At 70.8% G+C, this 15,501-nt stretch carries 12 protein-coding genes; 5 read left to right on the top strand and 7 right to left on the bottom strand.

Going from position 1 to position 15,501, the window contains the following annotated elements; genetic code table 11:
- Positions 1 to 24 precede the first annotated feature (24 nt).
- The gene (locus QSK32_RS06985; RefSeq protein WP_285471469.1) at positions 25 to 147 is read left to right on the top strand and encodes a hypothetical protein; all 123 of its coding nucleotides are present in this window, start codon (positions 25 to 27) and stop codon (positions 145 to 147) included.
- Here QSK32_RS06985 and purH read toward each other — a convergent pair.
- Positions 138 to 1,703: a bifunctional phosphoribosylaminoimidazolecarboxamide formyltransferase/IMP cyclohydrolase gene (gene purH, locus QSK32_RS06980; RefSeq protein WP_285471468.1), complete on the bottom strand. Its 1,566-nt coding sequence runs from the start codon at positions 1,701 to 1,703 to the stop codon at positions 138 to 140. The genes QSK32_RS06985 and purH overlap by 10 nt on opposite strands.
- Positions 1,700 to 2,317 (bottom strand): phosphoribosylglycinamide formyltransferase, encoded by a 618-nt coding sequence (gene purN / locus QSK32_RS06975; RefSeq protein ID WP_045745528.1) that lies wholly within the window; start codon positions 2,315 to 2,317, stop codon positions 1,700 to 1,702. The genes purH and purN overlap by 4 nt, the downstream gene beginning before the upstream one ends.
- A gap of 180 nt (positions 2,318 to 2,497) precedes the next feature.
- On the opposite strand from purN, the gene QSK32_RS06970 reads away from it, so the two are divergent.
- Complete coding sequence (locus tag QSK32_RS06970; protein WP_045745527.1) at positions 2,498 to 2,818, top strand: DUF4190 domain-containing protein; 321 nt, start codon at positions 2,498 to 2,500, stop codon at positions 2,816 to 2,818.
- Positions 2,819 to 2,911: 93 nt separating this feature from the next.
- On the opposite strand, the gene QSK32_RS06965 is transcribed toward QSK32_RS06970, so the two are convergent.
- The 4 genes from QSK32_RS06965 to icmB form a co-directional block, all read right to left on the bottom strand.
- A complete protein-coding gene (locus QSK32_RS06965) occupies positions 2,912 to 4,645 on the bottom strand; it encodes a cell division protein PerM (protein WP_285471467.1) in 1,734 nt (577 codons plus the stop codon).
- A gap of 109 nt (positions 4,646 to 4,754) precedes the next feature.
- Positions 4,755 to 5,636 (bottom strand): succinate--CoA ligase subunit alpha, encoded by an 882-nt coding sequence (gene sucD, locus QSK32_RS06960; RefSeq protein WP_045745526.1) that lies wholly within the window; start codon positions 5,634 to 5,636, stop codon positions 4,755 to 4,757.
- Positions 5,637 to 5,640: 4 nt separating this feature from the next.
- Complete coding sequence (gene sucC / locus QSK32_RS06955; protein WP_045745525.1) at positions 5,641 to 6,819, bottom strand: ADP-forming succinate--CoA ligase subunit beta; 1,179 nt, start codon at positions 6,817 to 6,819, stop codon at positions 5,641 to 5,643.
- A 550-nt stretch (positions 6,820 to 7,369) separates the two neighbouring features.
- Positions 7,370 to 7,774 (bottom strand): coenzyme B12-dependent isobutyryl CoA mutase small subunit, encoded by a 405-nt coding sequence (icmB, locus tag QSK32_RS06950; protein WP_045745524.1) that lies wholly within the window; start codon positions 7,772 to 7,774, stop codon positions 7,370 to 7,372.
- Positions 7,775 to 8,195: 421 nt separating this feature from the next.
- Here icmB and QSK32_RS06945 point away from each other — a divergent pair, with 421 nt between their 5' ends.
- Both QSK32_RS06945 and QSK32_RS06940 read left to right on the top strand, forming a co-directional pair.
- The gene (locus QSK32_RS06945) at positions 8,196 to 8,933 is read left to right on the top strand and encodes a M23 family metallopeptidase (RefSeq protein ID WP_045745557.1); all 738 of its coding nucleotides are present in this window, start codon (positions 8,196 to 8,198) and stop codon (positions 8,931 to 8,933) included.
- Positions 8,934 to 9,281: 348 nt separating this feature from the next.
- A complete protein-coding gene (locus QSK32_RS06940; protein ID WP_285471466.1) occupies positions 9,282 to 10,946 on the top strand; it encodes a M23 family metallopeptidase in 1,665 nt (554 codons plus the stop codon).
- Here QSK32_RS06940 and pcrA read toward each other — a convergent pair.
- The gene (pcrA, locus tag QSK32_RS06935; RefSeq protein WP_245674156.1) at positions 10,917 to 13,346 is read right to left on the bottom strand and encodes a DNA helicase PcrA; all 2,430 of its coding nucleotides are present in this window, start codon (positions 13,344 to 13,346) and stop codon (positions 10,917 to 10,919) included. The genes QSK32_RS06940 and pcrA overlap by 30 nt on opposite strands.
- A gap of 167 nt (positions 13,347 to 13,513) precedes the next feature.
- Here pcrA and QSK32_RS06930 point away from each other — a divergent pair, with 167 nt between their 5' ends.
- Positions 13,514 to 15,340 (top strand): bifunctional metallophosphatase/5'-nucleotidase, encoded by a 1,827-nt coding sequence (locus QSK32_RS06930; RefSeq protein ID WP_045745523.1) that lies wholly within the window; start codon positions 13,514 to 13,516, stop codon positions 15,338 to 15,340.
- Positions 15,341 to 15,501: the final 161 nt, after the last annotated feature.

Raw genomic sequence — 15,501 nt, 5'->3', positions numbered from 1 at the left:
CGAAACGGCTGCCGAATCGGGCTGTTGGCAGCAGTATCGCGGGGCTGGGTGATCAACTACCCGACGGCAGCGGCGCCCGGCGGCGGCAGCAGCGGCAGCGGCAGCGGCAGCGGCAGCGGCAGCGGCAGCGTGCGACCTCAGTGGTAGAAGTGGCGGGTGCCCGTGAAGTAGACGGTCAGGCCCGCCTTCTCGGCGGCCTCGATGACCAGGTTGTCGCGGATCGAACCGCCGGGCTGGACGACCGCCTTCACCCCGGCCTCGATCAGCACCTCGAGCCCGTCGGGGAACGGGAAGAACGCGTCGGACGCGGCGACACTGCCGGTGGCCCGCTCGGCTCCGGCCCGGGACACCGCGAGGCGCGCCGAGTCGACCCGGTTGACCTGGCCCATGCCGACACCGACGGTCGCGCCGCCGGAGGCGAGCAGGATCGCGTTGCTCTTCACGCTGCGGATGGCCCGCCACGCGAACGCCAGGTCGGCCAGCACCTCGGGCGACGCCGGGGCCCCCGTGGCCAGTTTCCACTGGGACGGGTCGTCGCCCTGGGCGTCGATCCGGTCGGCCAGCTGGACCAGCATGCCGCCACCGACCTGCTTGACCTCCGCCGCCGGCGGGTTCCACGCGGGGGCGACCAGGACGCGCAGGCTCTTCTTCTCCTGGAACAGGGCGAGGGCGGCCGGCTCGAACGACGGCGCGACGACGACCTCGGTGAAGATCTCGGAGATCTGCTCGGCGAGGGCCAGGGTGACCTCACGGTTGACCGCGACCACGCCGCCGAACGCCGACACCGGGTCGCAGGCGTGCGCCTTGCGGTGCGCCTCGGCCACGTCCGCGCCGACGGCGATGCCGCACGGGTTGGCGTGCTTGATGATCGCCACGCACGGTTCGGTGAAGTCGTTCGCGCTGCGCCAGGCGGCGTCCGCGTCGACGTAGTTGTTGTAGGACATCTCCTTGCCGTGCAGCTGCGTCGCCTGGGCGAGCCCGGCGGGCGCCTCCGGATCGGTGTAGATCGCGGCCTGCTGGTGCGGGTTCTCCCCGTAGCGCAGCACCGACGTCCGCTTGAGCGCGATGCCGGTGAACTCCGGCCACGCCTCGTCGGTCAGGGTGCGGGCGCACCAGTTGGCGACGGCGACGTCGTACTCCGCGATGTCGGCGAAAGCGCGAGCGGCGAGCACCCGGCGCTGCGTCAGCGAGAAACCGCCGTTCTTGGCCGCCTCCACCACCAGGGGGTACGCGTCGACTGAGGTCACCACCGCCACCGAGGCGTGGTTCTTCGCCGCCGCCCGCACCATGGCGGGGCCACCGATGTCGATCTTGGCGATGCAGTCCTCTTCGTCCGCGCCGGACGCGACCGTCTCGGTGAACGGATAGAGGTTGCTGACCAGCAGGTCGAACGGCTCGATGCCCAGGCCGGCGAGCTCCTGCACGTGGCTGTCCAGCCGCAGGTCGGCCAGCAGACCGGCGTGCACCCGCGGGTGCAGCGTCTTGACCCGGTCGCTGAGCACCTCCGGGAACCCGGTGAGCTCCTCGACGCGGGTGACCGGGACACCGGCCTTCTCCACGGTCGACGCGGTCGACCCGGTCGAGACGATCTCCGCACCGGCGGCGTGCAGCGCCTGTGCCAGCTCGACGATGCCGTCCTTGTACCAGACGCTCAGCAGCGCCCGCTTGATCGGACGACGCCCCTCGTCAGATGAGGTGGTCACGGGATACGTACCTTCCTGTCCTCGATGGTCCAGCCCTCGCGGACCAGCCGGCCGACGAACTCGACCAGCTGGGCGCGCTCGGCCACCTTGATCCGCTCGGACAGCGTCTCCTCCGTGTCACCGTCGAGCACGGGAACGCTGGTCTGGGCGATGATCGGGCCGGTGTCGACGCCGGCGTCGACGAAGAAGAGCGTCGCGCCGGTGACCTTGACGCCGTACGCGAGGGCGTCCCGCGGGCCGTGGATGCCCGGGAAGGACGGCAGCAGCGCGTTGTGCGTGTTGATGTAGCGGTCGCCGAAGGACTCCAGGAACCGCTTGCCGACCAGTTTCAGGAAGCCGGCCGAGATCACCAGGTCGGGGCGGTGCTCGGCGACGTGACCGGCCAGCGCCACGTCCCAGTCGTCGCGACTCGGGTATGCCTTCACCGAGTCCACGAAAGTGGGAACGCCGGCCGCGGCCGCGTGCTCGAGACCGGCGATGCCGTCCCGGTCCGCTCCGACGGCGACCACCTCGGCGCCGAACGCCGGGTCACTGGTCGCTTCGAGAAGAGCCTGCAGGTTGCTGCCCGATCCGGAGATGAGGACGACCAGGCGGGCGGGCGCGGGGTCAATCACCTGTGCACCCTATCCGGCACGGGGTGAGGCTGCCGACAACGGGTCAATAAGGGACACCCCGCACCGGGCTGCATCTATTACGCTGCGCGAACAGTTGAAACTGTTTTTGATCGTCGTCGCTCGCGGCGAACTCGGAAGGAACACACCGTGGCATACCCGCCCCCCGCATACGGACCGCCCATGGGCCAGCCGCCGGCCGCCCCGCAGAACGGCTTCGGCATCACCGGCATGGTGCTGGGCATCGTCTCGATCGTCACCGCCTGCTGCCCCTACCTGGGCATCCTGCTGGGTGGCATCGGCCTGGTGTTCGGCTTCCTGGGCAAGAAGAAGGTGTCGACCGGCTACGCCAACAACAACGGTGTCGCGCTGGCCGGCATCATCTGCAGCGCGATCGGTCTCGTGCTGAGCATCATCATCCTGGTCGCCCTGGGCAGCATCGACGTCGACCAGCTCAACAAGTGGGTCGAGGAGCAGCAGCAGATCCAGCAGAGCGGCAACTGACCGCACTGATCGGAGCGGGGCACGCGGTGGTCCGGCGGTCGTCACGACGCCGGGCCACCGGCCTTTTCCGGTACGGGTGAGCCGGTCGCCGTCTCAGGAGCGGCGGGCCGGGGCGAACAGGCGTGCCGAAGCCGTACCGAGCAGCACCGCGACTCCGGCGATCACCGCCGCGACCAGGCCCACCTGGACCGGGTCGGGGCCGATCCGGCTGAGCCGGCCGTCGCCCAGCGCGCCGCCGGACGCCCAGGAGAGCAGCCCCAGCGTCACGCCCGCGACCGGGCCGGAGAGCAGGCTCGCGCCGACGAGCAGCGACCACGACGGTTCCGGGACCTCCGCGCCACGGCGTTTCGGGCGTTGCTGCCGTCCGGGGCCCTGCCGTCCGTGCCGCAGACGCTGGGTGAGCAGCCAGCCCGCCGCGCCGCCGGCGATCACCGGCAGGGTCAGCAGCAGCGCGCCCCACGCGCCCATCGGCCCCGGTGGCAGGCCGGCCAGCAGCGGCAGGGTGGGCAGCGGGCCGACGGTCACCTCGGTCAGCCGGATCGCCGAGTCGGTGCCGAGCGCGAACCCCGGGCCGAGCAGGTAGGCGGTGGACCAGACTGAGGCGTTCACCGCGTACGCGATGCTCAGCAGTGTGATCCCGGCCTGCCCGGCGACCCCGGTGCGGTAGGCGGCGATCATCTCGGCCGCCGATCCGCCGCCGAGGGCCAGTGACAGGCCGCCGGCGACCGCGCCCGCCGCCAGGATCAGGAATGCCGCGACCAGTCCGGACCGGATGCCGTGCCGCAGGATGGGGTGCAGCCTGCGGGCCAGGGTGGAGACCGCGCCGGTGCCGCGCAGCGAGCCGAGGCCCGCCCCGGCGACACCGAGGACCAGGAAGTGCAGCGCGGCCTCGACGGCCGAGACCTCCGTGCCGCGGCCGTCGACCAGGTGCGCGCCCGCCGTTCCCATCAGGGAGTACGTGACGCCGACGGCGACCGCCACGAGCAGTGCCCGGGGGGCGGACCCGCTGTGCCGGGCACCCATCGCGCGGGTGACGTGCAGTCCCGCCGCGCTCAGCCGCCACACCACCAGGACGGTGAGGAGCAGGGGCGTGATGGCCAGTGGCCCGATCGAGGTGCCGACCGGTACGCCGTGGCCGAGCATCCACCCGGCCAGCCCGGCGTGCGCGGCGCCGCCGATGCCGCCGGAGCCCTCGAGCGTGCGGGCCAGACCGATCACCGCGGCGACCGGCAGGTAGGTGAAGAGGGCCGCCCAGGTGGTGGCGAAGGCGACCGCTATCGGCAGCGGCGCGCGGCTGCTGCGGCGGCTCTCCGGGGGGCGGCGTTGCGAGGGCAGCCGGACGGTCTCCCGGCGGCCGAGCACGGCGTCGTCGACGAGCACGGTCTCGCGCACGTCGGTGACCGGCTCGGTATCGGCCCGCCTGGTGCCGTTCCGCTCGGCGGCGGTCCGGTCGGCGCCGGCTCGCTCGGCGGCGGTCCGGTCGGCGGCGGTCCGCTCGGCGGCGGTCCGGTCGGTGCCAGTCCGCTCGGCGGCGGTCCGGGAGCCGGCCGGGGTGGTGGCGTCCGGCTGCTCGGGGGCCGGGGGTCCGGCGTCCCGTGGCTCGGGAGCCCGGGAACCGCCGTCCCGCGCCTCCCGCGCCCGGACTCGTCTCTCCCGGGTCTCCCGGTCGAAACGCTCGAAGTCGAAGGGTTCGGTGTCTCGGCTGGTGGTGCGGTCCGGCCGGTCGCCCGGGGACAGCGGCTCGGTCTCCCGCACGACGGACTGCAGCGCCTCGGCGACCGCAAAGGGGTCCTCCGAGCCGTCGGGCCGGTCGGTTGTGCTGGGCATCGCGCCTACTTTTTCACGCCACGGCGCCGCATGCGACGCAGAAACAGCGGCGCGCCGCCGATCGGGTCGCGTTCGACCCGGTCAGCGGCGCGCCGTTCGGTCACTGACCTCAGCTCATGATCTCGCGCATGAGCTGCGCCGTCTCACTCGGCGTCTTGCCGACCTTGACGCCGGCCGCCTCGAGCGCGATCTTCTTGGCGTCGGCGGTGCCCGCCGAGCCGGAGATGATCGCACCGGCGTGACCCATGGTCTTGCCGGGCGGGGCGGTGAAGCCGGCGATGTAACCGACCACCGGCTTGGTGACGTTCGCCTTGATGAACTCGGCGGCCCGCTCCTCGGCGTCGCCACCGATCTCGCCGATCATGACGATCGCGTCGGTGTCCGGGTCGTCCTGGAACGCCTTCAGCGCGTCGATGTGCGTGGTCCCGATGATCGGGTCGCCACCGATGCCGACGGCGGTGGAGAAGCCGAACTCCCGCAGCTCGTACATGAGCTGGTAGGTCAGCGTGCCGCTCTTGCTGACCAGGCCGATCCGGCCCTGCGGGGTGATGTCGGCCGGGATGATGCCGGCGTTGGAGGCGCCCGGCGAGGCGATGCCCGGGCAGTTCGGGCCGATGATCCGGGTCTTCTCGCCCTTGGCCACGTTGTACGCCCAGAAGGCCGCCGAGTCCTGCACCGGCACACCCTCGGTGATCACGATGGCGAGGCCGATCTCGGCGTCGATCGCCTCGAGGACCGCGGCCTTGGTGAACGCCGGCGGCACGAAGATGACCGACACGTCCGCGCCGGTCTCCTTGATCGCCTCGGCGACCGTGGCGAAGACGGGCAGCTCGGTGCCGTCGAAGTCGACCTTGGTACCGGCCTTGCGCGGGTTCACACCGCCGACGACCTGGGTGCCCGCGGCGAGCATCCGCTTGGTGTGCTTCGAGCCCTCACCGCCGGTGATGCCCTGGACGATGACCTTGGAGTCCTTGGTGAGCCAGATAGCCATTAGTTCACTTCCCCGCAGCCGCGAGCTCGGCGGCGCGCTCGGCCGCCCCGTCCATGGTGTCCACCCGCTCGACCAGCGGGTTGTTGGCGCCGTCGAGGATGGCACGGCCGGCCTCGGCGTTGTTGCCGTCGAGACGCACCACGAGCGGCTTGGTGACCGTCTCGCCGCGCTCGGCGAGCAGGGCCAGGGCCTGGATGATGCCGTTGGCCACCGCGTCACAGGCGGTGATGCCGCCGAACACGTTCACGAAGACGGACTTCACGGACGGGTCGCCGAGGACGATCTCCAGGCCGTTCGCCATCACCTGGGCGCTCGCGCCGCCACCGATGTCGAGGAAGTTGGCCGGCTTGACGTCGCCGTGCCGCTCGCCCGCGTAGGCCACCACGTCCAGGGTCGACATGACCAGGCCGGCGCCGTTGCCGATGATGCCGACCTCGCCGTCCAGCTTGACGTAGTTGAGGTTCTTGGCCTTGGCCGCCTGCTCGATCGGGTCGACGGCGGACTTGTCCTCGAGGGCCTCGTGGTCGGGGTGGCGGAAGCCGCCGTTCTCGTCCAGGGTGACCTTGGCGTCCAGCGCCAGCACCCGGCCGTCGCCCACCTTGGCGAGCGGGTTGACCTCGACGAGGAGCGCGTCCTCGGCGACGAACGCCTGCCACAGCTTCACGGCGATGTCGACGACCTGGTCGGCGACGTCGGCCGGGAACTTGGCGGCGGCGACGATCTCGCGGGCCTTCGCCTCGTCGACACCCTTGCTGGCGTCGATGGCGACCTTGGCGACCCGGTCCGGGTCGGTCTCGGCCACGGTCTCGATCTCCATGCCGCCGGCGACGCTGGCGATGCAGAGGAAGGTCCGGTTGGCCCGGTCCAGCAGGTAGGAGAAGTAGTACTCCTCCTTGATGTCGGCCGTCTCGGCCAGCATCACCTTGTGGACCGTGTGGCCCTTGATGTCCATGCCGAGGATGTCGGTCGCCCGGGCCTCGGCCTCGTCCGCGCCGTCGGCCAGCTTGACGCCGCCGGCCTTGCCGCGGCCGCCGACCTTCACCTGAGCCTTGACGACGACCTTGCCACCGAGGCGCTCGGCGATCGCCCGGGCCTCCTGCGGGGTCTCAGCGACGCCGCCGCCCAGCACGGGCAGGCCGTGCCGTTCGAACAGGTCGCGCCCCTGATACTCGAACAGGTCCACGTGTCTCCTTTCGCTCGCGACGCCAAGCGCCGGCAAGCCGCACCGTTGCGTCCCGACCTGTGTGCGCGGCGCGTCGCAGCAGCGCCGCCAGCGTGAGGATCTTCGGCCCCTCCGCAAGTACGGAATGGCCCTCATCCGCAGAGTAGCGACCGTTTCGACCCCGGTGACCGCGCGGGTGCATGGTGTGCAAGACCACACACCAGTGTGACGAAAACACAGCTCCGGGGCTTTCGTGGCGACCGCGGCGCGAGTGTTCTCACAGGTCGGGTCCGGCCCCTTCGTCCCCACCGGCACCAGGCACGGCGCCCCGGGCGCCGGAGACCCGTGTCGATGTCGCAGAAAAAAGGAACGCGCGTGCGTAACCGGTCCGGCAGGGCGTCGTTGAGTCAGGTGTCGGAGCGCTACGGCGCCCGGCACGCAAGCGGCCGATGCCCTGTCGGTCGAGGGGTGGCGGCGGGGCATCGCGCATAGAGGGGCCGGACGTGTGAGGGGTGCGTCCGGTCCCTCCCCTAATGCACCGACCGCGGGTCAGTGCGGGGAAACAGCCTGATCAGGCAACCGGCGTGGCGACATTCGCCCGCACCCATTCGACGATGGAAGCGGTCGTCGCACCCGGCGTGAATATCCGGGCCACACCGAGTGACGCCAATTCCGCGATGTCGCCGTCCGGAATGATGCCGCCACCGAAAACGACGATGTCGGCCGCGTCACGCTCCGCCAACAACTCCAATACTCTCCGGAAAAGCGTCATGTGTGCGCCGGAGAGAACGGAGAGGCCGATCGCGTCGGCGTCCTCCTGAACGGCGGTCTCGACGATCTGCTCGGGCGTCTGGTGCAGCCCGGTGTAGACGACCTCCATGCCGGCGTCGCGCAGCGCCCGGGCCACCACCTTGGCACCCCGGTCGTGCCCGTCCAGGCCGGGTTTGGCGACGACCACCCTGATCCGTGCTCGCATGTCGACCCCTTCGGGTTCCGGCCCCGGCGTCCGCGCGCCGGCCGGGCCGCACCGAGGTCACCTGAACGAACGGTAACCCGCGCCGCGGGTGCGGGGATAGCCGTACGGGTGGCGCACAGGGGCCACTCAGGAAACGCAATGGTAGCCCCGGTCACATAACCGAGCGCTTTCCGAGCCATTACTCAGGGTTGTGATATCGCCCCTCGGAAAAGGTAACCAATTCGGACAATAGCTGATCAATACTGACCAGGAACTGTCACGAAATTGGCGCTGCGACTTGTGAGGGGGCTGCCGTTTCGTTACCGTGGCCACGGCTGTCGCACAGGTCCCCCCAACCGCAGCAGCCCGGCACACCACAGCTGACGGCACCACGCCGGATGTGTGGAAGCCGCCCGCAATGCCACCGACGGAGGGTTTCTTCGTGCGCCAGCGCTTGTCGTCTGAGCCCGATCGTTATCGCGGCCGCCGCCGCGTGCCCACCCCTCCCCGCAGCCGTTACGCCGCTGTCGTCACCTCCGCCTTCGTCGGAGCCGGTGTCGTCGCCCTGGGCGCAGCTTCCAACCTTCCCGATCAGAAGGCGGTCAACCCGGACGTCCTCCAGGGATTGGAGACCTCTCAGGTCGCCGCCGACGCCCTGGACTCCCGCTCCGACGACACCCGCGCCTCGCGCGGTGAGGACCGCACCGCCGACGCCGCTCTCGAGTCCGAGGTCAACACGGAGGACATCTACCTCCTACCCCTCGACGACTACCAGTTCACGTCGCCCTACGGCATCCGCTTCGGCAAGCTGCACGCCGGCATCGACCTCGCCGCCCCGGAGGGCACGCCCTACAAGGCGGTGCACGGTGGCACGGTGACGGCGGCCGGCTACAACGGCGGCTACGGCTACTCGATCACCATCCAGCAGGACGACGGCACCGAGATGATCTACGCCCACTCCCGGCGCCTGCTGGTCGAGAAGGGCGCCACCGTCCAGGCAGGCCAGGTCATCGGCGAGGTCGGCAACACCGGAGCGTCCTACGGAACGCACCTGCACCTCGAGGTCCACGTGAACGGCACCCCGACCGACCCGATCGTCTTCCTGCGCGACCGCGGCGTCGACATCAAGCTGCAGATCGAATCGGTGTATGCGGGCATGGCGGTCGGCGCCGCTTCCTGAGCCACTCCCGTCCGGGCCTCCGCTCCCGCCTGAGCACGCTTCCTGCCCGGGTCGACCGCCGCTTCACGAGCCGCTCCGTGTGGGCTGATACTTCCCCCGCCTGAGCCACTCCCGTCCGGGCCGCAACTTCCCCCACCTGAGCCACTCCCTGCCGGGCCGCAGCTTCCCCCGCTTGAGCCACTCCCGGCCGGTTGCCTCCGACCGGCTCTTCCTGATCTTTCCACCCGATCCCCGGCACGAACGGGTTCCGTACGGGTGCAAGTTTGTTGCCGTTCCCGCTCAGCACCCCGCGCCTTCCCGCCGACATGAAACGTGACGACGTAGTCATGGTCGGAAAGGGAGCAACCCGTGGGGCAGGATTCGTCATCCGGACAGGTCGGACGACACCGCAGCGAGCAGCTGCACCGACATCGCGCCGCTTCCAGCGTTCCCGAACTGGTCGCCACCGGCGCCCGTTCCGCGGTCTCGGTCACCGCCATGAGTGCCACCCTGGCCGCCGGCATCGGGGCGATCGGCTCGTCCGCGGCCGCCGCCGAGCCGCTGAGCGGAACCGTCTCCGGCGGGCACACGGCGGCGCACGCCCCGGCCGCCCTGCCGATCGTCCCGCCTCCCTGGGACGCCGCACCGGGCAAGGAGTTCCCCCTAGCCGAACGGATGGCCGCCGAGAATCCGTCGGCGGCCCCGACCCCGTCCGAGGTGCTGCGCAAACCGCTGATCGACCCGGCGTGGACGTTCGCGGGCTGGGGTTTCGCGGCGGGCGGTGTCATCCCGGCCGGGATGACCGGATGGGTGCACCCGATTCCCAGCGCGCGCGTCACCTCCTGTTTCGGGCCGCGCTGGGGCCGTCTGCACGCCGGCGTCGACCTGGCCGCCGCGCACGGGACGCCGATCGTGGCGGCCGGCGCGGGAGTGGTGGTGTCCGCCCGGGTCGAGAACGGGTACGGCAACGCCGTCCTGATCGATCACGAGGACGGGTATCTCACCCACTACGGGCACATGGCGGTGATCGGCGTGATCGCGGGCCAGCGGGTGGTGGCCGGGCAGCGGATCGGCGACGAGGGCTCGACCGGCCGGTCCACCGGTCCGCACCTGCATTTCGAGGTGCATCAGGGGTATTACCAAAATCCGATCGAGCCGACCTCGTGGATGCGTGCGCACGGCGTCGAGATCACCGGGTGTCCGGCGCCGGTCAGCGGTTCGGCTAACTTCCCGGCCGTCGAACCGGGGAACCCGCTTCTCGACGCTCCGAAGAACCCGGCAGACTCGCAGCTGAGGACGCCGCCGAAGACACCGGGGAAGGCACCGGCGAAGATGCCACCGAGGACGATCCCGGAGAATGCCCCGCCTGCTGTCCCGTCGGTCGTCCCGAAACGCGTCCCTGTCCGGACCACCGCAACCGGCACCACCGCGACCGGTACCACCACAACCCGGACAGTCGTGACCGGTACGGACACGACCGGCACGGGTGCTGCCGGTACCGAGACGACCGCGGAAGCCCGGCCGCCGCAGCAGGCGCCGGTGGTGGCGCCGGTGGTGGCGCCCAAGCACGCACGGGACACCACGACGGCGCGGGAACCCCGGCACGCGGCGCAACCGGCCACGATCGAGGCGCCGAAACACGCACTCGAAACCGCCCCGGCCCCTCAGACCGCACCCGCGCCCCACGAACAGACCGGGCCGCAGAAACAGGCCGGGCCGCACGAACAGGCCGGGCCGCAGAAACAGGCCGGGCCGCACGAACAGGCCGGGCCGCACGAACAGGCCGGGCCGCAGAAACAGACCACAGCGCAGCACCAGGCCGCGACCACCACGCAGAAGCAAGCGCCGAAGCACGCGCTTCCCGGCGACGAGGATCAGCCCGGGTTCAACGCCTTGGACCCGGCGTTGTGGAAGGCCCCGGCACGGACCGCCCCGCGGCACGCCCGCGACCGGGCCCCGGAAGCGGGCCAGCCGGCGACGCTGGCCACGCTCCTGGGCGCGGCGTCAGAGCTTCTCGATCGGCGCGTGCCGTAATACCAGCCACATCGTCTGGTCACCGAAGTCGATCTGGGCCCGGGCGCCGGGACCGTGGCCTTCCACCGCGACGACCCGGCCCAGACCGTACCGCTGGTGGTTGACCCGGTCTCCGGCGTCCACCTTCGGCGCCTGTTTCTTCAGTTCACTGGCCGTGGACAACTGGGAGGCGTCGATCCCGAGCCGCTCGGCGATCCGCTGTGCTTTGGGCGTACCCCCGGCGAAGCCTCCGCCGCGCTGGCGGTCTCCCCCACCGCGACCACCCACCCCGCCCCCGGTCCCGGACCAGGAGGTGTACGACCCGCCGGTGCGCTCCCAGCGCACCAACTCCGGCGGCAGCTCGTCGGTGAACCGGGACGGCGGGTTGTACTGCGGCTGGCCCCAGGCCGAACGGGTCACCGCGCGGGAGAGGTAGAGCCGCTGGCGGGCCCGGGTGATCCCGACGTAGGCCAGGCGGCGCTCCTCCTCCAGCTCGGTGTTGTCGCCGAGGGCCCGCATGTGCGGGAAGACGCCGTCCTCCAGGCCGCTCAGGAAGACCACCGGGAACTCCAGGCCCTTGGCCGTGTGCAGGGTCATCAGCGTGACCACGCCCTGGTGGTCGGGGTCGTCGCTGGGGATCTGGTCGGCGTCGGCGACCAGCGCGACCTGCTCGAGGAAACCGGCCAGCGACGCCGTCGACGGCGCCTCCGGGTCCGGGTCGTCCCCGGCGGCCAGGGTCTCGACGCGTTCGGTGTATTCGCGGGCGACGCTGACCAGCTCGCGGAGGTTCTCCACCCGGCCCTGGTCCTGCGGGTCGAGGCTCTCCTCCAGCTCGCCGAGCAGGCCGGAGCGCTGCAGGACCGCCTCCAGCACCTCCTCCGGCGGGGCGACGAGCGCCAGTTCGCGCAGGTCGTCGAGGAGCTGCACGAAGTCGGTGATGCTGTTGACCGCGCGGGTGGAGATGCCCGGGGCGTCCTTCGCACGTCGCAGCGCCTGGCCGAACGAGACCCGGTCGCGTCCGGCGAGCGCCTCGATGCACGCCTCGGCCCGGTCGCCGATGCCCCGTTTGGGGGTGTTCAGCACGCGGCGGATGCTGACCGTGTCGTCGTCGTTCACGATCGCGCGGAGGTAGCCCAGCGCGTCGCGGACCTCCTTGCGCTCGTAGAAGCGCACCCCGCCGACCACCTTGTAGGGCAGGCCGACCCGGATGAACACCTCCTCGAACACCCGGGACTGCGCGTTGGTGCGGTAGAAGACGGCCACGTCGCCGGGGCGCACGTCGTGGTTGTCGGTGAGCCGGTCGATCTCGCGGGCCACCCAGTCGGCCTCGGCGTGCTCGGTGTCCGCGACGTAGCCGACGATCTGCTCGCCGGCGCCCTGGTCGCTCCAGAGGCGCTTGGGCTTGCGGGAGGTGTTCCGGTCGATCACCGCGTTGGCGGCGGTCAGGATGGTCTGGGTGGACCGGTAGTTCTGCTCCAGCAGGATGGTGCGGGCCTGCGGGTAGTCGCGCTCGAACTCCAGGATGTTGCGGATCGTCGCACCGCGGAAGGCATAGATCGACTGGTCGGCGTCACCGACCACGCACAGCTCGCTCGGCTCGACCTCGCCGCCCTCGGTGCCGACCAGCTCCCGGATGAGCTGGTATTGCGCGATGTTGGTGTCCTGGTATTCGTCGACCATCACGTGCCGGAACCGGCGGCGGTAGGTCTCGGCGATCATCGGGTGCGACTGGAACAGGTGCACCACGGTCATGATGATGTCGTCGAAGTCCAGCGCGTGCGCCTCACGCAGCCGACGCTGATACAACTCGTACGCCTCGGCGACGGCCCGCTCGTTCGGCCCCTTCGCCTTGTTCTTGTAGTCCTCGGGCTCGATCAGCTCGTTCTTCAGGTTCGACACCTGGGCGGCCAGCCCGCGCGCGGTGTAGCGCTTCGGGTCGAGGTCGAGCTCCCGGGCGACCAGCTGCATCAGCCGGCGCGAGTCGTCCGCGTCGTAGATGGAGAAGGTGCTCTTCAGCCCGGCGTGCTCGTGCTCGGCCCGCAGGATCCGCACGCACGCCGAGTGGAAGGTCGACACCCACATCAGCCGGGCGCGCGGGCCGACCAGCTGGGCCACCCGTTCCTTCATCTCGCCGGCGGCCTTGTTGGTGAACGTGATCGCGATGATCTCGCCGGGATGCACGTCCCGCTCGGCCAGCAGGTAGGCGATCCGGTGGGTCAGCACCCGGGTCTTGCCCGAGCCCGCACCGGCCACGATCAGCAGCGGACCACCGGCATGGGTGACCGCGTCCCGCTGCGGGCCGTTCAGCCCCTCGAGCAGGGTTGCCGGGTCCAGCCGCCGGGGCGCGGGCCGGGGTGTCTCCGGGACCCGCACCGGGGGCAGGGAGAACAGGGCGTCGGAAGGTTCAGAGGAAGGTCGCATCGCCGGGCCAGTGTATGCCGACCCCCCGACAACACTCGTACACCCGGACGGGTCCTTCATCGGCGTTCGGCGATGCGATTCCACCGCGGGGTGGTGGTAATGGATCACCTGATCCACCAGGCTGTCCGGGTTGGTGGAAATCTCTCTCCGAACGGGGGATCGATACGATGGCTTCATCCCAGCGTCTCGCCCTGCCGGTGGCCGTCCTGGCCGCCACCGGCGTGCTCACCGCGCTCCCCGGCAACCCGGGAGCGGCCGCGCCACCCGAGTTCGCCCCGGTGTCCGTCTCGTACGGGACGCCGTCGGGCGGCACGGTGAAGGGGCAGTTCCTCAGTTACAACGACTTCCACGGGGCGATCGACCCGCCGACCGGCAGCGGCGCGGTGGTCAACGCGAGCGGCACGAGCACCCCGGCCGGCGGGGTCGAATACCTGGCGACGTATCTCAAGACGCTGCGCGCCGAGGCACGGGCCGAGGGCCGCACCACGATCACCGCCGGGGCGGGTGACCTGATCGGGGCGACGCCGCTGGTCAGTGCCGCCTTCCACGACGAGCCCACGATCGAACTGATGAACCAGGTCGGCCTTCAGGTCAGCTCGGTCGGCAACCACGAGTTCGACGAGGGTGTGAGCGAACTGCTCCGCATCCAGCGCGGCGGCTGCCACCCCACCGACGGCTGCCAGGACGGCGACGGATTCGCCGGCGCGAAGTTCAAATATCTCGCCGCGAACACCATCGACAACAAGACCGGCCTGCCGATCCTGCCGCCCATCGACATCAGGTACGTCGGGGGCGTGCCGGTCGGGTTCATCGGCATGACGCTCGCCGGCACCCCGCGCATCGTCAACCCGGCCGGCATCACGAACGTGCACTTCACCGACGAGGTGGAGACCGCCAACAAGTGGAGTGGCCTGCTCAAGGCCTTCGGCGTGAAGGCGCAGGTGCTGCTGCTGCACGAAGGCGGCTCGCAGGCGTCGGCCACACCCACCCCGGGCGTCTCCGACTGCACCGGGTTCACCGGTCCGGTGGTGCCGATCGTGGCCGGGCTCAACCCGGAGATCGGCATCGTGATCTCCGGTCACACGCACCGGTTCTACTCCTGCGCGCTACCGAACGCCGCCGGCGCCGACACGGTCGTGACCAGCGCCGGAAGCAACGGGCAGCTGATCACCGACATCGACTGGAGCATCGACCGCAGGACCGGGCGGTTCGCCACCGTCACCGCGCGGAATGTGATCGTGGAGAACGGCGTACCGGACGGCAACGGCGGCTGGGTCAAGGACGCCACCGGGGCGTACGCCAAGAATCCGGACACCGTGGACGCCGCCGCCGAGAAGGTCGCCGACAAGTACCGGACGGCGGTCGCCCCGATCGCGAACCGGCTCGTCGGCAGCATCAGCGCCGACATCAGCCGGACCGCGAACCCGGCCGGGGAGAGCCCGCTCGGCGACGTGATCGCGGACGCGCAGCTGGCGTACACGCAGAGCGCCGGGGCACGGATCGCGCTGATGAACCCGGGCGGCATCCGGGCCGACCTGGACGCCGACCAGTCGTCCGGCGGGGAGGCGTACGGGCAGGTCACCTACGGCGAGGCGTTCACCGTCCAGCCGTTCAACAACCTGGTGGTCACCCAGAGCCTCACCGGGGCACAACTCAAGGACGTCCTCGAGCAGCAGTTCGTGGGCTTCGGCGGGCAGACCGCCCAGCGGATCCTGCAGGTGTCGGCGGGACTGACCTACACCTGGTCGGCGTCCGCCCCGGCCGGCGCCAAGGTCAGCGCACTGCAGCTGAACGGGACGGCGGTCGACCCGGCCGCGAACTACCTGGTCACCACCAACGACTTCCTGGCCAACGGCGGCGACGGATTCAGCAACCTGACGCTCGGGACAGGACGGGTCACCGCGCCCGGATTCGACGTGGACGCGCTGGTGGCGTACCTGGCGACCGGCCCGGTCGCACCCGGCCCGGCGAACCGGATCAGCACCACCGGATGACCAACCGGCGGCCAACCGCACATCGGCCGCCATCACCCGGACGACCAGCACAAACCATCCCAAGGTTCGGGCGGTTTCCTTGCGGCCCGGTCCAGGGGCGGGGCATACTCGGCTCGTGATCCAGCGGGCGCGATTTTTCTACTACGGCACCGGAGGCCCGG

Origin of the sequence: Actinoplanes sp. NBRC 101535 (assembly GCF_030269225.1) — a bacterium.
Taxonomy (GTDB): Bacteria; Actinomycetota; Actinomycetes; order Mycobacteriales; family Micromonosporaceae; genus Actinoplanes; species Actinoplanes rectilineatus.
This window is presented reverse-complemented; position numbering and strand designations above follow the sequence as displayed.